The sequence below is a fragment of the Kribbella sp. NPDC050820 genome, assembly GCF_040653975.1.
Classification (GTDB): Bacteria; Actinomycetota; Actinomycetes; order Propionibacteriales; family Kribbellaceae; genus Kribbella.
The window spans coordinates 84,129-102,659 of sequence record NZ_JBFAHB010000024.1 but is presented as its reverse complement, the minus strand read 5'-3'; the positions used below and the strand labels follow the sequence as shown (position 1 = coordinate 102,659).

At 68.5% G+C, this 18,531-nt stretch carries 16 protein-coding genes; 7 read left to right on the top strand and 9 right to left on the bottom strand.

Annotated features, from left to right (window positions below):
* Nucleotides 1-117: 117 nt before the first annotated feature.
* Nucleotides 118-630, bottom strand: a complete 513-nt coding sequence (gene greA, locus AB0H36_RS21895; protein WP_132324853.1) for a transcription elongation factor GreA — start codon at nt 628-630, stop codon at nt 118-120.
* Between the two features lie 283 nt (nt 631-913).
* Here greA and AB0H36_RS21890 point away from each other — a divergent pair, with 283 nt between their 5' ends.
* Nucleotides 914-2,266, top strand: coding sequence for a hypothetical protein (locus AB0H36_RS21890; RefSeq protein WP_360526112.1), 1,353 nt, complete (start codon nt 914-916; stop codon nt 2,264-2,266).
* Nucleotides 2,267-2,315: 49 nt separating this feature from the next.
* Here the strand turns inward: AB0H36_RS21890 and AB0H36_RS21885 are convergent, their stop codons facing one another.
* Nucleotides 2,316-2,768 (bottom strand): DUF4307 domain-containing protein, encoded by a 453-nt coding sequence (locus AB0H36_RS21885; protein ID WP_360526109.1) that lies wholly within the window; start codon nt 2,766-2,768, stop codon nt 2,316-2,318.
* Between the two features lie 168 nt (nt 2,769-2,936).
* Here AB0H36_RS21885 and mca point away from each other — a divergent pair, with 168 nt between their 5' ends.
* The 3 genes from mca to AB0H36_RS21870 all read left to right on the top strand — a co-directional run bounded on the left by mca (nt 2,937) and on the right by AB0H36_RS21870 (nt 5,308).
* Nucleotides 2,937-3,800, top strand: a complete 864-nt coding sequence (mca, locus tag AB0H36_RS21880) for a mycothiol conjugate amidase Mca (protein ID WP_360526106.1) — start codon at nt 2,937-2,939, stop codon at nt 3,798-3,800.
* 31 nt (nt 3,801-3,831) lie between these two features.
* On the top strand, nt 3,832-4,134 hold the full coding sequence (locus AB0H36_RS21875) for a hypothetical protein (protein ID WP_360526103.1): 303 nt from the start codon (nt 3,832-3,834) through the stop codon (nt 4,132-4,134).
* A 148-nt stretch (nt 4,135-4,282) separates the two neighbouring features.
* Entirely contained in the window at nt 4,283-5,308 is a 1,026-nt protein-coding gene (locus AB0H36_RS21870) for a CopD family protein (protein WP_360526100.1), read from the top strand.
* On the opposite strand, the gene AB0H36_RS21865 is transcribed toward AB0H36_RS21870, so the two are convergent.
* From AB0H36_RS21865 to AB0H36_RS21850, 4 genes are all read right to left on the bottom strand, one after another.
* Nucleotides 5,305-6,645: a dipeptidase gene (locus AB0H36_RS21865; protein WP_360526097.1), complete on the bottom strand. Its 1,341-nt coding sequence runs from the start codon at nt 6,643-6,645 to the stop codon at nt 5,305-5,307. The two genes, AB0H36_RS21870 and AB0H36_RS21865, sit on opposite strands and share 4 nt — an antisense overlap.
* A 6-nt stretch (nt 6,646-6,651) precedes the next feature.
* A complete protein-coding gene (locus AB0H36_RS21860; RefSeq protein ID WP_360526094.1) occupies nt 6,652-7,098 on the bottom strand; it encodes a hypothetical protein in 447 nt (148 codons plus the stop codon).
* The gene (locus AB0H36_RS21855) at nt 7,095-8,558 is read right to left on the bottom strand and encodes an APC family permease (protein ID WP_360526091.1); all 1,464 of its coding nucleotides are present in this window, start codon (nt 8,556-8,558) and stop codon (nt 7,095-7,097) included. The genes AB0H36_RS21860 and AB0H36_RS21855 overlap by 4 nt, the downstream gene beginning before the upstream one ends.
* A 154-nt stretch (nt 8,559-8,712) precedes the next feature.
* The gene (locus AB0H36_RS21850) at nt 8,713-9,849 is read right to left on the bottom strand and encodes an aminopeptidase P family protein (protein ID WP_360526088.1); all 1,137 of its coding nucleotides are present in this window, start codon (nt 9,847-9,849) and stop codon (nt 8,713-8,715) included.
* A 144-nt stretch (nt 9,850-9,993) separates the two neighbouring features.
* Here AB0H36_RS21850 and AB0H36_RS21845 point away from each other — a divergent pair, with 144 nt between their 5' ends.
* The 3 genes from AB0H36_RS21845 (at nt 9,994) to AB0H36_RS21835 (ending at nt 15,771) form a co-directional block, all read left to right on the top strand.
* The gene (locus tag AB0H36_RS21845) at nt 9,994-11,961 is read left to right on the top strand and encodes a thioredoxin domain-containing protein (RefSeq protein ID WP_360526085.1); all 1,968 of its coding nucleotides are present in this window, start codon (nt 9,994-9,996) and stop codon (nt 11,959-11,961) included.
* A 223-nt stretch (nt 11,962-12,184) separates the two neighbouring features.
* Nucleotides 12,185-14,260: a M4 family metallopeptidase gene (locus AB0H36_RS21840; RefSeq protein ID WP_360526082.1), complete on the top strand. Its 2,076-nt coding sequence runs from the start codon at nt 12,185-12,187 to the stop codon at nt 14,258-14,260.
* Between the two features lie 95 nt (nt 14,261-14,355).
* Entirely contained in the window at nt 14,356-15,771 is a 1,416-nt protein-coding gene (locus AB0H36_RS21835; RefSeq protein WP_360526079.1) for a M28 family metallopeptidase, read from the top strand.
* Here the strand turns inward: AB0H36_RS21835 and AB0H36_RS21830 are convergent, their stop codons facing one another.
* The 3 genes from AB0H36_RS21830 to AB0H36_RS21820 form a co-directional block, all read right to left on the bottom strand.
* Nucleotides 15,772-16,290, bottom strand: a complete 519-nt coding sequence (locus AB0H36_RS21830) for a hypothetical protein (protein ID WP_360526076.1) — start codon at nt 16,288-16,290, stop codon at nt 15,772-15,774. It abuts the gene before it with no gap.
* Between the two features lie 74 nt (nt 16,291-16,364).
* A complete protein-coding gene (locus AB0H36_RS21825; protein WP_360526074.1) occupies nt 16,365-17,552 on the bottom strand; it encodes a phosphotransferase in 1,188 nt (395 codons plus the stop codon).
* 84 nt (nt 17,553-17,636) lie between these two features.
* On the bottom strand, nt 17,637-18,329 hold the full coding sequence (locus AB0H36_RS21820) for a hemolysin III family protein (protein ID WP_360526071.1): 693 nt from the start codon (nt 18,327-18,329) through the stop codon (nt 17,637-17,639).
* Nucleotides 18,330-18,531: the final 202 nt, after the last annotated feature.

Genomic DNA, 18,531 nt, shown 5'->3' with positions numbered 1-18,531 from the left:
ATCTCCCACCCCCCCCACACGACAAAATCCCTATTGTCCCAATCGCCCCCCCCCCCCCCCTCACGTTGACGGGCGGGGTTGGTTTCCCCCGCGGGCCGCTTCGAAGCTGTGGTGGGGTCAGCCGGTGAAGGGTTCGGCGGCGACGATCTCGACGGTCACGTCCTTGCCGTTCGGGGCCTCGTAGGTGGCCTTGTCGCCCTTCTTCTTCCCCAGAATCGCGGATCCCAGCGGGGACTGCGGCGAGTAGACGTCGATGTCGACCGACGCATCCAGGGCCAGCAGTTCGCGGGAGCCGAGCAGGAACGTCTCGACGTCGTCGTCACCGGCGAACTTGATCGAGACCTTCATCCCCGGCCCGATCTTCGCGCCGGCCTTCGGGGTCTCGCCGACCCGGGCCCGGCGCAGCATGTCCTCCAGCTGCCGGATCCGCGCCTCGATCTTGCCCTGCTCGTCCTTTGCGGCGTGGTAACCGCCGTTCTCCTTGAGGTCGCCCTCGTCCCTGGCCTCGCTGATGCGCTGTGTGATCTCGGCACGGGCCGGGCCCTTGAGGTGCTCGAGCTCGGACTTCAGCTGGTCGTAACCGTCCTGCGTCAGCCAGACAACGCTGTCCTCTTCGATCCTCTGCGTCACGGGCTGCTCCTTGTGTCGGTGGGATGGGCAGAAATGCTTCTGGCCGCCGTCGTCGACGGCGACCAATCCACTGAGCGTAGCAAGTTACGGCGCGGAACCCCACAGTTCTTTGCGGCCTCAACCGCTGGGAAATCACTTACCAAATGGTCTATCCCACATCGTGAACACTTCCGGCGGCAACCGATTGCCGTCGGCCCCGGCTTCACGTCTGACCTGGGCGTTTTCCCCGGTACGGCGTAGTCTTTGCCGGCCTGGCTGCACCCGGCAGGCAGGTAGGTGGGGGATGGACATGGATGTGGAGCCGGTCGGCGTCGAGCCGGTGAACCGGAAGCGGGGGCGGGGGCCGCTGCTGTGGATCGCGGGCGTCGTCGTGCTCGCGGTCGTGGCGGCAGCGGTGATCTGGGGTGTCGTGGGGCGGCAGGACGCCGGTGGAGAGGCCAGCGCGGCGGCAGGCACGCCGACCGTGACAACGTCCGAACCCTCGGACGAGGAACGGATGCTGGCCGGCATCGACGCGGTCCTGAAGGCACGCGCGTCGGCGGTGCTCTCCGGCCGCCTGCCGCAGTACCTCCAGGCTGTCGACCCGAAGAACCGGAAGTTGCGGCAGAGTCACCAGCAGGTGTTCGCCAACCTGCGGATGATCGGCGTTCGTCACCTCAGCTTCCAGCGGGACGCCAGATGGGCTCCGGAGCCGCGGGCGCAGCACGGCCCGAGCGCCCGGACAGTCCGTGTCCTCATGCTGGTGCAGATCGCCGGCATCGACTCGTCTCCGCGCGCGGTCTCGCTCGGCCACACCTTCGCCGAACGTGGCGGCCAGTGGCTGTTGGTGGCCGACGACGACCTTGGCATCGAGAGCGAACTCAGCGGCGGCTACCGCGAACCCTGGGACCTCGGCGCTATCGCGGTCGCCCGGAAGCCCGGCGTACTGGTCATCGTCCCGGCGGCCGAACGCCGCAACGGTGAACGGCTGGCGAGAGAGTCACAAGCGGCCATGCCGGGGGTGCGTTCCGTCACCCGGCGCGCACCGGCGGGGATTTTGGTGATCGCGCTGGCCGACCGTCAGTCGATGGATCCCGGGTGGCGGACCGGCGGGCATCCTGCTGCTGCCGTCGCCGCGCACAACTTCAGCCCGGCGAATCCGGAGGCCACCGAGTTCATGGTCACCGGCAGCCGCGTGGTGATCAACCCCGGCGAACGCCGCGAGGCCGACCGGTTGCTGCTCGCCCACGAGTTCACGCACGCGGCGATGGCGTCGCTCGGGAACGGTGCGCCGACCTGGCTGGTGGAAGGGTACGCAGAGTACGGCGAGCTACGACTCGCCGAGCGGAGCGGCTACCGGCGAGGGGTCGACGCTCACCGCCGCGAGTTGCTGCGCGAGGAGATACCCCGGCGCACGGTCCTCCCGATCGACGGCGTCTTCCACGGCGAGTACGACGAGAACAGCTACGGGGTGAGCTGGATCATCGTCGAGTACCTGGCGGAGAAGTACGGCCTGGCCACCGTCAACGCCTTGTATGCCGACCTCGCTCGCGGCGACGACGATCCGGCCGTCCGCGAGCAGGTGATCCGGAAGCACCTGAAGGTCACCGAGGCCGCCCTCGTCGCAGCCCTCAAGAAGTACGACGGCCCGGCCTGACACTCGCCCTCACGAAGTACGCCGGGCCGGTGCTGGCCCGGCTTCTGGCTCACTGGGGGCGGGGGTTGTCGGGGGTGGTGCAGCCGATGAGGACTACTGAGGTGGCTGCGCGTTGGGTGGTCAGGGTGGCCGGGAGGGTTTGCTTGCGGGGGGAGTCGGCGGGGACTGTGACGGTCAGTTCGCCGACGATGGAGAAGTCGGCGGCCTTGGCTTGCAGGCGGCAGGTGGCTTCCGTGGACTCGGTGCGGTCGACCTGAATCGTCGCCTTCGCGGAGGTCGGTGAGGTGATCTCGAAGCCGAGCAGGCGGGAGGTCACGGGTGGGGTCGACTGTACGAACGCCGCCCAGATGAGCCAGGTCAGGCCGATCGCGGCGATCACGGCGGCCACGCCGATCACCACCGGTTTCTTCGACCGCCCGCTCCGCCCGTACCTCGCATCCAGGTCGTCGCCCGCTGCGCTCATCTTCGATGCGGCCGACCCGGCCGCTGCCCCGTTGCTCACCCCTCCGGCCGAGGTTGGAGTCGAGCCAGACCCACTCCCGGTGGCTGAGGGGGGCGCTTCGGGTGTGGGTGGGGTGGGGGTGGTGGGGTCGGGGGGTGTTGGGTCGGTCACGGGTTATCCAGGGGTCGGTCGTGGGGGTGGGGTGGGGTTGGAGGACCATTGTGTCTTGTGAGTGGAGAGCTTCGGTTGCTGCATGTGCATGCCCACCCAGATGACGAGTCGAGCAAGGGGGCCGCTTCGACGGCTCGGTACGTGGCGGAAGGCGTGGAGGTCCTGGTCGCCACGTGTACCGGCGGCGAACGTGGATCGATCCTGAATCCGAAGATGGACCGGCCGGAGGTGCTGGAGAACATCACCGAGATCCGCCGCCGGGAGATGGACGCGGCCCGGGCAATCCTCGGCATCCGGCAGGAGTGGCTGGGCTGGGTGGACTCCGGCTTCCCGGAGGGCGACCCGCTGCCGCCGCTGCCGGAGGGCTGCTTCGCCGCGCGCAAGGTGGAGGACGCGGCCGCGCCGCTGGTGAAGCTGATCCGCGAGTTCCGCCCGCAGGTCGTCACGACGTACGACGAGAACGGCGGCTACCCGCACCCGGACCACGTGATGTGCCACCAGATCACCGTCGCCGCGTTCGAGGCGGCCGGCGACAAGGACGCCTACCCGGAGCTCGGCGAGCCGTGGCAGCCGCTGAAGCTGTACTACCACCACACGTTCCACTACGAGCGGATGAAGGCGTTGCACGACGGGATGGTCGCGCGCGGCCTGGAGTCGCCGTACGCCGAGCGCCTCAAGGACTGGAAGCCTGACCCGGAGAACGAGCGCCGGATCACCACCCGGGTCGAGTGCGCGGAGTACTTCGCCGTCCGGGACAAGGCGCTGCTCGCCCACGCCACCCAGATCGACCCGGACGGCGCGTGGTTCGCCGTACCGCTGGAGGTGCACCAGGAGGCGTGGCCGACCGAGGACTACGAGCTGGCCCGGAGCCTGATCGACTCCGAACTTCCCGAAGACGACCTGTTCGCGGGGCTGCGCTGACGGCGGGCGTAGACAGTGAGAGACTGGTGGCGTGACAGCGATGACTTTCCTTCCGGCGGCCGAGATCGATCCGAACTCGGTGCGCCCCGGCTGGGTCGCGCTGCTGATCGTGCTCGCGCTCGGTGCCGCCACGGCGCTGCTGGTGCGCAACATGGGCAAGCAGTTGAAGAAGATCGACTTCGACCGCGATTTTGCGCGCGACCAAGCACCGTCCGACGGCCCAGTGAGCACGGACAGCTCAGCGGCCCCGGCCGGCGATGCCGAGCCGACGGAACCGACGGCGGCGACGAAGCCGTCGACGGACAGTGACAGCAACGCGCACTCGAAGCCCTGAAGCAGCACTCGAGCAGCGCTGAGCCGGCGCTGAATCGACCCTGAGTCCGCACCGCTCCATCACGAGATGGTGTCGGACTGGGCAGCCCACCTTCGGCTGACCCTATAGTGACTCGCGTGCTGAATCGTGCCGAGGGCGGGGACGCCTTGTGACCGCGACCCGCTCTGCCCGGCACCGCATGCCCGGCCGGCTGCTCATGGGTGGCGCGAGCGCTGTTCTGGTGGCCTCGTTCGCATTGGTGGTTGCCCTGTACGCGGCCGGCAGCGAACCGCGGGACGTCGGCGGCATCGGTGGTCCCGGCCAGCTCGTCAACTGGCTGCTGCCGCTGCTGCGACTGGTCTCCACGCTCGCGACCGTCGGATGTGCGGGTGCTCTGCTGGCGGCCGTCATACTGCTCCGGATCGAGGGCGGATCGCTCGGTGTCCAAGGCCGCCGGGCGGTGCGGGACGCCAGCAACTCGGCGATCATCTGGGCGGGTACGGCGTTCGCCGGCGCGATCGTCACCGCCGCGATCCTGCTCGACACCCCGGTCGACCTGCTCCGGCTCCGGCTGGACGACGCGCTCGGCATCCCGGAGGTCAAGGCGCTGCTGATCACCGGCATCCTCGTGGTGGCGCTGGCGGTCGGCGTCCGCCGCGTCCAGACCTCGGCAGCGGCCGGTCTCGGCGTGGTCGTCGCGATCATGGCGCTCGTCCCGAACGCGGTCACGGCGTACCCGAGAAACGAGTCGTACGTCGTCATCGCCGGAGCGGCCCTGGCCATCCACGTCATCGCCGCGACGAGCTGGATCGGCGGACTCGCCGGCCTGGTCCGCTACGGCCGGGCCAGCCGCGGCGGACTGTCGCTCGTGCTCGAGCGGTTCAACCAGGTGGCGCTGATCTCGTCGATCGCCGTACTCCTGAGTGGCCTGCTCAGCGGCGCCGGCCGGCTCGCGGCGAAGGGCGGCGGCTGGGAGTCGGTGCCCGACGCCCTCACCGAGGACTCGTACGGCGCCCTGCTGCTGGCGAAGGTCGCCGCCTTCCTGATCCTGATCATCGCCAGCGCGGTCCGCCGCAGCCGGGCGCACGACAACCTGCTCGAGCGCGGCCACCCGTTCTGGCGGGTGGTCGGCTTCGAGCTCGTGATCATGGCCCTCACCCTGGGCCTGTCGGTAGCCCTCTCCCAGACCGTCTAGCGGATCGCGTAGCGCTGAAGGAAGAGCGCCTCGGTCAGTGCCATCGCCGCGATCTCGTTCGGGTCGACGCTTTCGTTCGGCGCGTGGATGAGGGCCATCGGCTCCTCCACGCCGATCATGACGATTTCGGCCTCGGGATAGGTGTCCGCGAACACGTTGCACAGCGGGATGGACCCGCCCTGGCCCAGCGTGGTCATCGGCGTTCCGTACGCGTCCTGCATCGCCGACGCCATCGCACGGTAGGCCGGCCCGTCGATCTCGGCCTTGAACGGGGCCCCTTCCGCCTCGATCCGGGTGCCGACGTGGACACCCAAGGGGGCGGCTGCCTGAAGCTGGTCGATCAGGCTGGTCGCGGCATCGTCCGGGCTCACCCCTGGCGGTATCCGCAGGTTCAGCCGCGCCGCCGTCTTCGGTACGATCGCGGCCGCCGACCCGACGACCGGTGGGCAGTCGATGCCCAGGACGGTCACCGCCGGACGCGCCCACAGCATGTCCGAGACAGTGCCGCTGCCCGACAGGGAGACGCCGTCCATCACCATCGCGTCCCGGCGGAACTGGTCGGACGGATACGGCTCGCCCGACCAGGTCTGGCTGCTGTCGAGCCCTTTGATCGTGGTGTTGCCCTGCTCGTCGCGCAGGCCGGCCAGCATCGCGATCAGCGCCGCGAGTGCGTCCGGCGCTGCACCACCGAACATGCCGGAGTGCAGTTCGGAGCTGAGCGCCTCCACTGTCACCACGACGTTCACCATGCCGCGCAGGCTCACTGTGGCCGCGGGCCGGCCGACGGCCGCATTGCCGGTGTCACAGACCAGAATCGCGTCCGCGCGGAGCAGCTCGGCGTGGTCCGGCACGAACGACTCGAGGCCGCCGGTCCCTTGTTCCTCGGACCCTTCGACCACGAGCTTCAGGTTCACCGGCACCTCGTCACCGAGCGCACGAAGCGCGGCGAGGTGCATGACGATGTTGCCCTTGCAGTCTGCGGTCCCGCGGCCGAACCAGCGGCCGTCCTGCTCGGTCAGCTCGAACGGCGGCGTGCGCCAGGCAGCCTCGTCGAGTGGTGGCTGGACGTCGTAGTGGGCGTACAGCAGCACTGTCGGAGCACTCGGGTCAGAGCACGGCCGGGCCCCGACCACAGCGCGACTGCCGTCGGCCGTCTCGCGCAGCGCCGCGTCGGAGAAACCCAGCTCCCTGAACTTGTCCAGCACCCAGGTCGCGGCGCGCTCGCACTCCTCGGGCGGGAACTGGCGCGGGTCCGCGACGGACCTGATCGCGACGAGCTCGGTGAGCTCGGCCCGCGCCTGCGGCATCAGCTCCGCGATTCGGGTTCGCAGTTCCACGGTCACTCACCCCGCGACGTCGTCGGTCTTGAGATCGTTGACGAACTCCTGGAACTCCTGCAGTTCCTCCGGGCAGTAGATCTCGATGATCAGCAGCTGGCCCTGGACGACCCGGCTGTCCGCGATCACGGGCCGGAGCCCCGGCCCGGCCGCGCCGTTGGACAGCAGCGACAGGAGGATTCCCTTGCTGAGCGCGTCGTTCGGGTTGCTGCAGGTCGCGCCGCCCTCGGTGCCGAGAACGTAGACGAGCTGGTCGCGCGTCGGAGTCCGCTCCACCCCCTCGGCCTTCAGTGCCGCGATGAGCTGGTCGGCCTTCTGCTCCGCCTCCCGGGTGTACTTCGTGTTGCTGTAGGCGATCCAGCCGATGACCAGCAGGACCACGAGGACCACTGCGACGACGATGTAGATCGTCTTGCGTTCGCGGCCGGTCTGGGTCTCCGCCGAGGTGCTCATGACTCCGTCACCTCCGTGGACTCCGGCTGCTTCCACGTCGGCTTCCGCAGCTTGAGGAACAGGTACGGCACCAGCAGGCCGAGGCCGAGCGCGCCGACGGCGACGAACACGACGTACAGGAGCGAGTTGCCGGACTCGAACTGCGACGGCGGGACGAACCCGACCAAGAGTGCGGCCAGCGAGGCGGCGAAGCCCACACCGCACATCCCGATGAGCATGGGTGCTCGGTAACCCCGCGGGTGGTCGGGCTGCTTGCGCCGGAGCTGGATCGCGGCGACGAACATCAGCAGGTACATGATCAGGTACACCTGCGTGGTGATCACCGAGAAGATCCAGTACGCGCTCGAGACGTCGGGGATGAAGGCGTAGAGCAGTGCGATCACGGTGGTGATCGCGCCCTGGACGACGAGGATGTTCTGCTGCACACCGTTCTTGTTGAGCTTCTGCAGGTACGGCGGCAGGTAGCCCTCCTGCCGGGAGATCAGCAGCAGGCCCTTGGACGGGCCGGCCAGCCAGGTCAGCATGCCGCCGAGCGATGCGGTCACCAGCATGATGCCGACGATCGGCGTCAGCCACTGCCAGCCGAAGTTCGCGAAGACCGCGTCGAAGGCCTGCATCACGCCGGCGGTCAGGGACAGTTGCTCGGCCGGGACGATCCAGCTGATCGCCAGCGCGGGCAGGATGAAGATCGCGAGCACCAGGCCCATCGCGAGGAAGATCGCCTTCGGGAACTCCGTAGCCGGCTTCCGCAGGGACGACACGTGGACTGCGTTCATCTCCATGCCGGAGTAGGACAGGAAGTTGTTCACGATCAGCACGAGGCTCGCGAGCCCTGCCCAGGCCGGGAAGATGTTGTCGGCGGTCATCGGCGCAGCGGACTCGTTGCCCTGGCCAAGGAAAACGATGCCGAGGGTGACCAGGACGGTGCCCGGGACCAGGGTCCCGATGATCAGGCCGCCGCTGGCCAGGCCGGCCACGCCCTTCGTACCCCGGGACGAGACCCAGACACCGGTCCAGTAGGTGACCATGATCACCGCCGCGGTCCAGACGCCGCTGCTGGCCAGGTCGGGGTTGAACACGTACGCGAGGGTGCTCGCGACGAACCCGAGGAGGCTCGGGTAGTAGAAGATCGTCATCGCGAACTGGCACCAGACCGCCAGGAATCCCAGCGGTTTGGACAGGCCTTCGGAGACCCATCGGTAGACGCCACCGGTCCACCCGGACGCCAGCTCCGCGGACACGAGCGACGTGGGCAGCAGGAACACGAGGGCGGGGAGCAGGTACAGGAAGACACAGGCCAGGCCGTAGACGGCCATGGTCGGTGCGGCTCTCAGGCTGGCGACCGAACTGGTCGTCATCATCGCCAGCGCGACCCAGGAGATCCACGCGGTGGCGGGGACCTTTGCCTTGGCAGTTTCGGCTGCCGCGGGCGGCACGACCGGGACGTCTGCCGAGCTCATGGCAACCACACTCGAACTGATCGAACACCAACCATCATCGTCCCCCTCGGTCACGATGCAGCGCTGGTACTGGTCACAGGCTAGGAACCAGCGGTCACAGGCGGTTCATCCGCTGCGGATGAGAATGAGACGGGCTGTCTCACTCGTGAAGCTGCTACTCGACGACCCGGAGGTGGTGGTCGGTGTTGTTGAACCGCCGTCCGGCGTCCTGGGTGACTGTCACGATGTCCTCGATCCGGACCCCGAAGCGGCCGGCGAGATAGATCCCGGGCTCGATGGAGAAGCACATGCCCGGCTCGAGCGGCTGCTCCTCACCCTCGATCATGTACGGCGGCTCGTGGGTGGTGACTCCGATCCCATGGCCGGTGCGATGGATGAACTGTTCTCCGTAGCCGGCGTCGGTGATGACGGCCCGGGCAGCGCGGTCGATGTCCTGGCACGGCACCCCCGGCCGGACGGCCTCGAACCCCGCCTGCTGTGCGGCCCTGACGATGTCGTGCACCTTCTGTACTTCGGCGCTCGGTTCGCCGACGCAGACCGTCCGCGTGGTGTCGGAACCGTACCCGAACATCAGGCCGCCGAAGTCGAGCACGACCGCGTCTCCGGGCTGGATCACCCGCTCGCCTGCCTCATGGTGCGGATTGGCGCCGTTGGGACCGGAACCGACCACGGTGAAGTCGACCTGTTCGTGGCCGAACTCGCGCAGCAGCCGGGCCAGATCGGCCGCCACCTCGGTCTCGCGCCGGCCCGCGAAGCGGACCTGAACGATCTCCTGGTACGTCGCGTCCGCCGCCGCGCCCGCCGCGGCCAGCCGGCCGAGCTCGTTGGCGTCCTTGACCGCACGCATCATCGGCATGGCCTGGCTCAACGCGTGGTACGTCGTCTTCGGTCTCGCCCGCTGCAGCCCGAGCAGGTGCATGGCCCAGGCAGAGTCCGAGATCCCGAAGGAGCCGTCGGCCGCCAGCAGGCTCCCGGTCAGCGGGTAGGGGTCGGATCCGTCGGTCCAGTCGATCATGGTGAGGGCGCCGGCGCCTTCGGCCGACTCCGCGTCGGGTCGCTCGAGCGTCGGCACCACCAGCGTGGGCTCGCGATCGGCGGACAGCACCAGCATCGTGAGCCGCTCCGTGATCGCCGTCGGCTGGTAGCCGGTCAGCCAGACCAGGTCCGGTCCGGGCGCGACGATCACGCCGGCGAGTCCCACCCCGGCGGCGTCGTCCACCACCCGACGCATGCGTGCGGCGTAGTCGTCCCGGGTGAAGGGGATGGCTGTGCGTTCCGTGGACGTCGTCATGTCGCCACCTCCGGACATCCACGCTAGGACGGCCGGTCCGGGACCGGACTCATCCGGACGGGGTGAAACCGGGGTACGCGGCGGGATGTGTTGTAGTGGGGTGACACGGAACGCCCGCGCAGGTGATGGGAGACGGTCGTAGTGGTGAACCGCCTGGTGAACGCGACATCGCCGTACCTCCTGCAGCACAAGGACAATCCGGTGGCCTGGCGGGAGTGGTCGGACGCGGCGTTCGCGGAGGCGCGGGAGCGGGACGTGCCGGTGTTCCTGTCGGTCGGGTACTCGGCCTGTCACTGGTGTCACGTGATGGCGCACGAGTCGTTCGAGGACGAGGCGACGGCGGCGTACCTGAACGAGCACTTCGTCAGCATCAAGGTGGATCGTGAGGAGCGTCCGGACGTGGACGCGATCTACATGTCCGCGACGGTCGCGATGACCGGGCACGGCGGGTGGCCGATGTCGGTGTTCCTGACCCCGGACGCCGAGCCGTTCTTCTGCGGCACGTACTTCCCGGACGAGCCACGCAGCGGTATGGCGTCCTTCCGGCAGGTGCTCGAGTCACTCGTCGACGCCTGGCGGACCAAGCGCGACCAGATCGACGGGATCGGCCGGCGCGTGGTCGAGCAGCTCGGCGCCCAGCAGCATCAACCGGGCGAGACGATCGACCTCGACCGGGCCGCCGCGTTGCTGAAGATCGACTTCGATCCGGTGGATGCCGGGTTCGGGGCGGCGCCGAAGTTCCCGCCGTCGATGGTGCTCGACTTCCTGCTGCGCCACCACCGCCGGACCGGCTCCGAGGACGCGCTCGCGATGGTCGCGCAGACCTGCGGCCGGATGGCCCGCGGCGGCATGTACGACCAGCTCGCCGGCGGGTTCGCGCGGTACTCGGTCGACGGCCAGTGGATCGTGCCGCACTTCGAGAAGATGCTCTACGACAACGCCCTGCTGCTCGACGTCTACACATACTGGTGGACGATCGGCGCCGACCCGCTGGCCCGCCGGATCGCCGAGGAGACCGCCGGCTTCCTGCTCGCTGAGCTCCGCACCGACGAAGGCGGTTTCGCCTCGGCCCTGGACGCGGATACAGAAGGGGAAGAAGGCAAGTACTACGTCTGGACGCCGGAGCAACTTCATCAAGCCCTGCCTGACGACGACGCGAAGTGGGTCATCGACCTCTGCGACGTCACCGGCACCTTCGAGCACGGCTCCTCGGTCCTCCAACTCCGTCAGGACCCCGACGACCCCGACCGCTGGCACCGCATCCGCGCCACCCTGCGCGAGGCACGCAGCACCCGCACATACCCGGGCCGCGACGACAAGGTGGTCGCCGCCTGGAACGGCCTCGCGATCACCGCGCTCGCCCGGGCCGGCGTCGTCTTCGAGAAGCCCGAGTACGTCGAAGCGGCAGCAGACGCGGCCAGATTGGTCCGGGACGTCCACCTCGACGAGTCCGGGCGACTGCACCGGACCTCGCGGGACGGCGTCCGCGGCACCGCCCACGGTGTCCTCGAGGACTATGCGGCGTACGCCCAGGCCTGTCTCACGCTGTTGGGTGTCACCGGCGACGTGACGTGGTTCGAGACTGCGCAAGACCTGCTCGACCGGGTCCTCGAGCAGTTCGTTGCCGACGGCTCCTACTACGACACCGCGGCCGACGCCGAGGAGCTGGTCTGGCGTCCGCAGGACCCGACCGACAACGCCAGCCCGTCCGGCGTGAGCCTCGCCGCCGAGGCCTTCACGACGCTGGCCGGCCTGACCGGATCAGTCCGGTACGAAACCGCCGCCCAGCAGGCCTTGCAGGCCTCCACGACGATCGCCGCCCGCGCACCACGGTTCGCCGGCCGGGCGCTCGCGGTCGCCGAGACGATTGCCTCCGGCCCCCTCGAGATCGCGATCACGGGTAGCGCGGCCGACCTGCTCCGGACCGCGCTGACCACCGCACCCTGGGGGACGGCGATCGTCCACGGCGACCCCGGCCTCGCCGTACCGCTGATGGAGGGCCGCGGCCTGATCGACGGCAAGCCGGCCGCGTACGTGTGTCAGAAGTTCACCTGCCGGCTCCCGATCGTGTTGCCGGAAGACCTTCGCCGGGAGTTGACCCCCGCCCGCTGACAACGAGGGCAGTGCGGGTTTTCCCTGCGGTTTCGCGGGAATCCCTTGACTCCGGGCCGTCCGGGGACGAGAGTCCTCCCTCAGTCGGATGTAACAGATCTCGCATGTCCTGACACGCAGTGTCACAAACGAGGCAGTGGCACTGATGGGTCAGACATCCGGCGTCCCCAACTGAATTGGTCGCTGCGCCCAAACAGCGACCACACCGTGAGGAGATGTTGTCTTGAAACGACTGACATCAGCAGGGGCGGTGGCCATCGTCGCGGCAGCAGGACTTGCCGGGGCGACGCTTGCCGGCTCACCCGCGGGAGCCGCTGATCGTGCGGCTCCGCTCCCCGCGTCCGGCTTCAACCAGCCGGCCGCAGTTCAGGCCGAACAGGCGCTGACCGCGCAGACGGCCGCAGCCCTCGGACTCGCGAGCGGTGAGGCGCTCAAGGTCCGTGACGTGGTGAAGGACCCGGACGGCACCGAGTACGTCCGGTACGAGCGCACCTACAACGGCCTGCCGGTCGTCGGCGGTGACCTGATCGTCAAGCGTAAGGGCGAGACGATCGGGAAGGTGACCTACAACCGCGGCGCGAAGTCCGTCGGTGTCGCGACCAAGCCGACTCTGTCCCAGTCGGCCGCGTTGAGCACCGCCGCGAAGACCGCCAAGTTCAAGGCCACCGGCAACAAAGGCTCGCTGGTCGTGTTCGTCACCGAGACCAAGCCCGTGCTCGCCTACGACGTCGTCACCACCGGCGTGCAGGCGGACCAGACCCCGTCCGTGCTGCACTCCTACATCGACGCCAAGACCGGCGCCGTACTGGCGCAGTCCGACGAGATCAAGACCGGCACCGGCAACTCGTTGTACTCCGGCACCGTCAGCATCGGCACCTCGGGCAGCTACTCGATGACCGACCCGAGTCGCGGTGGCAACTGGACCACCGACCTCAACGGCGCCACCTCCGGCAACGGCACGACGTTCACCGACCCGGACGACACCTGGGGCAACGGCGCCACGTCGAACCGCCAAACCGCCGGTGTGGACGCGCACTACGGCGCCCAGCTCACCTGGGACTACTACAAGAACGTCCACGGCCGGAACGGCATCTGGAACAACGGCCAGGGCTCCCGCTCCCGGGTGCATTACGGCAATGCCTACGTGAACGCGTTCTGGGACGGCACTCAGATGACGTACGGCGACGGCGCCAGCAACCAGCGCCCGCTGACCAGCATCGACGTCGCCGGTCACGAGATGAGCCACGGTGTCACCGAGGCGACCGCGAACCTGAACTACTTCGGCGACGCGGGCGGCCTGAACGAGTCCACCTCGGACATCTTCGGCACCGCGACCGAGTTCTCCGCCAACAACACGTCCGACCCGGGTGACTACCTGATCGGCGAGAAGATCAACATCAACGGCAACGGCACCCCGCTGCGCTACATGGACAAGCCGTCGAAGGACGGCCGCAGCGTGGACTGCTGGTCGACCAGCACCGGTGGCATGGACCCGCACTACTCCTCGGGCCCGCTGAACCACTGGTTCTACCTGGCCTCCGAGGGCACCGGCAGCAAGGTGATCGGCGGCGTGACGCACAGCAGCACCGCCTGCAACGGCGCCACCATCGCCGGTGTCGGCCGCGACGTCGCCGCGAAGGTCTGGTACCGCACGCTGAGCACCAAGCTCAGCTCGGGCAGCACCTACAAGGACGCCCGCGAAGGCGCGATCAACTCGGCCAAGGAGCTGTACGGCGCCGACTCGACCCAGTGCAAGGGCATCGAGGCCGCGTTCAACGGCATCTCGGTCCCGGCCGGCGCGGCCGTCTGTGGCGGTGGCACCGAGCCGCCGCCCACCGGCAGCAACCTGCTGCTGAACCCGGGCTTCGAGTCCGGCGCGGTGAACTGGACCGGCACCGCCGGCCCGATCACCAACAACACCGGCCGTCCGGCGCGCACCGGCAGCTGGAAGCTGTGGCTGGGTGGCAACGGCACCACCTCGACCGAGAACATCTCGCAGTCCGTCGCCATCCCGGCGTCGGCCACCAGCGCGACGCTCTCGTTCTGGATCCGGATCGACACCTCCGAGACCACCACCTCGACGGTGTACGACACCGCCAGGATCCAGATCGTCGACGGTTCGACCACGACGACGCTGGCGACGTACTCGAACCTGAACAAGAACACCACCTACACGCAGAAGTCCTTCAACGTGACCGCTTACAAGGGCAAGACGGTCTCGGTGAAGTTCCTGATGAACGAGGACTCGTCGCTGCAGACCAGCTTCGTGGTCGACGACACTTCGCTGACGGCGGGCTGATCCACCGTCGGTGACACCCGTCCGGGGCGCGCGGCCTCCGCCCAGGCTCGCGCGCCCCGGATCTTCTTTGATTGAGGCCAAAGGAGATCGCCCCCATGCGAAAGTCCCTGTACTACGGCGCCGGCATCGCTGTGCTGGCTGCCGCGGTGCTTGCCCCCGGCAACGTCGCCGGCGCGGTCGAGTCCCCCGACATCTCGGTCACCAACGCCAAGGCGCACCTCGACCAGTTCCAGTCGATCGCCACGAACAACGGCGGCAACCGCTACACCGGCCGCCCCGGCTACAAGGCCTCCGCCGACTGGGTGAAGGCCAAGCTCGACGCGGCCGGCTACACCACCACCCTGCAGTCCTTCTCCACCTCGGCGGGCACGTCGTACAACGTGATCGCCGAGTGGCCGCACGGCGACGCGAACCACGTCGTGATGACCGGCTCGCACCTGGACTCGGTCAGTTCCGGTCCGGGCATCAACGACAACGGAACGGGCAGCGCCGGCGTACTCGAAACCGCCCTCGCTTACGCTGCCAGTGGCCAGACGCCCAGGAACCGGCTGCGGTTCGGCTTCTGGGGCGCCGAGGAGCTCGGCCTGGTCGGCTCCCGGTACTACGTCAACAACCTGTCCGCCACCGAGCGCGCGAAGATCGAGCTCTACCTGAACTTCGACATGATCGGGTCGCCGAACCCGGGCTACTTCGTGTACGACGACAACCCGGCCGGCGACGGCGCCCGGGACGACCTGGTCGCGTTCTTCGCCGGCAAGAACGTCCAGACCGAGTTCATCGATATCCAGGGCCGGTCCGACCACGCCGCGTTCCGGTCGCTCGGCATCCCGACCGCAGGCACCTTCTCCGGCGCCGAGGGGACGAAGACGTCCGCCCAGGCCGCCAAGTGGGGCGGTACCGCGGGTCAGGCCTTCGACCCGTGCTACCACCGGTCCTGCGACACCATCAACAACCTCGACCTGACCTCGCTGGACCGGCAGATCGACGCCATCGGCCACATGGTCTGGAACTACGCCCAGAAGGACTACAGCGAAGGCCCGCCGCCGACCGGTGACAACCTGCTGCTGAACCCGGGCTTCGAGTCCGGCGCGGTGAACTGGACCGGCACCACCGGTGTGATCACCAACAACGCCGGGCGTCCGGCGCACGGCGGCAGCTGGAAGGCGTGGCTGCAGGGCAACGGCCGGACGACGACCGAGAACGTCGGCCAGTCGGTGACGATCCCGGCGTCGGCGACCGCCGCGTCGCTGTCGCTGTGGATCCGGATCGACACCGCGGAGACGACGAGTTCCACGGTGTACGACACGGTCAAGGTGCAGGTGGTCGACGGATCCACGACCACCACGCTGGCGACGTACTCGAACCTGAACAAGAGCACGTCGTACGTCCAGAAGACCCTGAACGTCCTTGCCTACAAGGGAAAGACGGTCACGGTCCGCTTCCTCGGACAGGAGGACTCCTCCCTGCAGACCAGCTTCGTCATCGACGACGTCGCGGTCACCACCGGCTGATCAGATCGGCTTGCAGAGTTTGCCCGGTGGGATGGTGGCTTCGGTGAGCAGGGTGCTCACCGGGGCCGCCAGCGGCTTCACCTTCGGCTCCTCGAGCCGGGCGGTCTTCCCGTTGGCGGTGACGGCGAGGATCATGTCGTCGGGGTAGCGGACCGTCGGCTTGACTACCGGGAGGCTGGCCCAGTCGACTTGCTCGGCGGCCGTGGTGATCCGCGTCAGCAGGGCCTTGTCCAACTGGCAGCGGACCGTCTCCTTGCCGCGTGCGCTCACCGTCGCGACACCGTCGGTGTCGATCACCACCTTGTCGTCGAACCCGGCGAAGCCGCCGGTCCGGGTGACGACGAGGGGCAAAGCGGCACCGACCGGCGTCGACTGGGTCACCGTCGGCATCGTCGGTGTGGGCGGGCTGGACGGGGTACCGCCCGTGCCGCCGTCGGACTCGTTCCCGCACCCGGCCAGGACGAGTCCGGCGACGGCGCCGACTGTGGCCGCGGCTGCGTATCTGCTGAGGTTCCTCACGCACCATGGATACCCGCAGCGGCGGCATTCGTTGCAGCTGTGACAGGACTGAGATGTTGTCGTCACACCACCGTTCACACCACCGTGGAGACCAGATCCACCAGTGACCGCGTCAGCAGCACGCGCTCCTCGAACATCGCCTGCGTGACCTCGTCGCCGGGCTGGGTGATCGCCTCCAGCGGCAGCGCGGTGAACGTCGCCCGGGCGAGCAGCGACCCCAGGTAGCCGTACAGCACCTGCTCCTCGGTCACCGTCATCCCGTCCTCGGCCAGGCCGGCCATGAACGCCCTGAGGATCGTCTTGTGCACGACCGGCAGCGCATCGGGCGCCAGTTCACCTGCGTGGGCGAGCCCGACCAGCAGCTGCCCGAGGTCGAACCCGACCGCCTGCGGACAGTCGAACCCCCAGTCGATCACCACGAACTCGTCCGGCTTCCCCTGTGGAACCAGGAGATTCTGCGGACTCGCGTCTCCGTGCTGGTAACACTGCGGCAACGCGTCCAGAGCATCCAGTACGGCGGGTAGCCGGGCACCCAGGTCGAGCAGGTCGTCACGCAGCCGGTGGTCGCCGAGGTGGCAGACGGCCGCGGCGAGCAACGGATGCCGCCAGGTCTCCGGATGGGCGATGGCCGGCAGCGCGCTCATCATCACCCGTCCGTTGGTGTAGTAGCGCAGTGCGTAGCCGGGCCGGTTGAAGTCGCCGCCGCGCGGGAGCAGCGGCTCGACGAGATGCGGCTGGCGGCGGGCGGACAGCCGTCCGAGCAGGTAGGCCGCGCGCTCGAACCGCTCCAGCGGCCACGGGCCCGGCTCCTGGACGACGTTCTCCATCCACACGGTGCCGCGGTCGTCGTCGTACAGGTCGATCCGGTAGGCCTTGGGCAGGCGCATCCCCGCGGGCAGCAGGTCTGCGACGCCGCTGCGATGGACGGCGATCTCCAGCTGCCAGGGCAGGTTCTGGATGAAGATCTCCCGGTACTGCTCGGGCACGACGTGCAGGAGCGGCCAGTGCCGGACCGACTGGAGCTTCTTGACGAAGCAGGACCAGCCGACCTCGTACGTCTCCGGCGATCCGGTCGGCAGTGACGCCGTACCGAAGACGCGGAGCAGGGCCTCGGTGCTCGGTGTGCCGATCAGGTAGTCGACCGGCTCGACCCGGACGTCGCCGGGGTCGGCTTCCGGGTGCCCGGTGATGGTCCGGACCAGAGCGGTGAAATCATCCCGGGCCAGCGCGTCGCGGCCGAGTGGTTCCAGTGCGGTGATCATTCGTGTCCCCCCAAACGATGGCTACTGCCCATCGTGCGGGAGGATCTTCAGCCAGTCTTCAGGGCTGGCACGGAGTCCGGGAAATCACGCCTGGTACGTCGCGATGCTCACCGCGATGTAGTGGCAGACGAACGCGGCCACGGTGAAGGCGTGGAAGATCTCGTGGAAGCCGAACCACAGCGGAGACGGGTTCGGCCGCTTGGTGCCGTACACGACGGCGCCGATCGAGTACAGACCGCCACCGACCGCGATCAGGGTGACCACCGCGGCGCCGCCGAAGTGGTAGAAGTCGCCCATCCAGAAGATCGCCACCCAGCCCAGCGCCAGGTAGATCGGGGTGTAGAGCCAGCGCGGGGCGCCCACCCAGAAGATCCGGAACAGGATGCCGAGCAGCGCGCCGCCCCAGACCATGCTGAGCAGCAGCAACCGGTCCTTGCCGTCCAGCAGCATCATGCCGAGCGGCGTGTAGGTGCCGGCGATCAGCAGGAAGATGTTGCTGTGGTCGAGCCGGCGCAGGATCGCCTCACCGGTCGGTCCCCAGTAGAACCGGTGGTACAGCGCGGAGATGCCGAACAGCAGCATCGCGCCCATCGTGTAGACCGCCGCCGCCCAGCGGGCGCCCGCGTCCGGGGCCAGGCAGATCAGCACGATGCCGGCGGCGGTGGCGAACGGGAAGGTGCCGGCGTGCAGCCAGCCGCGGAGCTTGGGTTTGAGCGGTCCGAGCCGCCCGGAGAGCGTATGACCGAGTTCCTGGGGCTGGGTGCTGCTAGCGGTCATCGCCGTCCTTTCGAGGGGTGCCGGGCGGTTCTGTACCTACGCAACCGTAACCTACGGAACCGTAAGTTCACTGGTCCATAAGGATGAAATGTAGGCGAGATCACGGGCGCGCACACCTCCCCTCGCGTGTCCGACGCACGAACTCTCGCGAAAGTTCGGCGGGTCCGCGAGTTCGCCGGGAGCTCGCTGGAGCCCTCTCAAC

Coding starts and splice junctions, on each gene's coding strand:
- AB0H36_RS21825 (WP_360526074.1), bottom strand. CDS start 17,552: ATGATCACCGCACTGGAACCACTCGGCCGCGACGCGCTGGCCCGGGAT.
- AB0H36_RS21855 (WP_360526091.1), bottom strand. CDS start 8,558: ATGAGCTCGGCAGACGTCCCGGTCGTGCCGCCCGCGGCAGCCGAAACT.
- AB0H36_RS21835 (WP_360526079.1), top strand. CDS start 14,356: ATGCGAAAGTCCCTGTACTACGGCGCCGGCATCGCTGTGCTGGCTGCC.
- AB0H36_RS21820 (WP_360526071.1), bottom strand. CDS start 18,329: ATGACCGCTAGCAGCACCCAGCCCCAGGAACTCGGTCATACGCTCTCC.
- AB0H36_RS21860 (WP_360526094.1), bottom strand. CDS start 7,098: ATGAGCACCTCGGCGGAGACCCAGACCGGCCGCGAACGCAAGACGATC.
- AB0H36_RS21890 (WP_360526112.1), top strand. CDS start 914: ATGGACATGGATGTGGAGCCGGTCGGCGTCGAGCCGGTGAACCGGAAG.
- AB0H36_RS21850 (WP_360526088.1), bottom strand. CDS start 9,849: ATGACGACGTCCACGGAACGCACAGCCATCCCCTTCACCCGGGACGAC.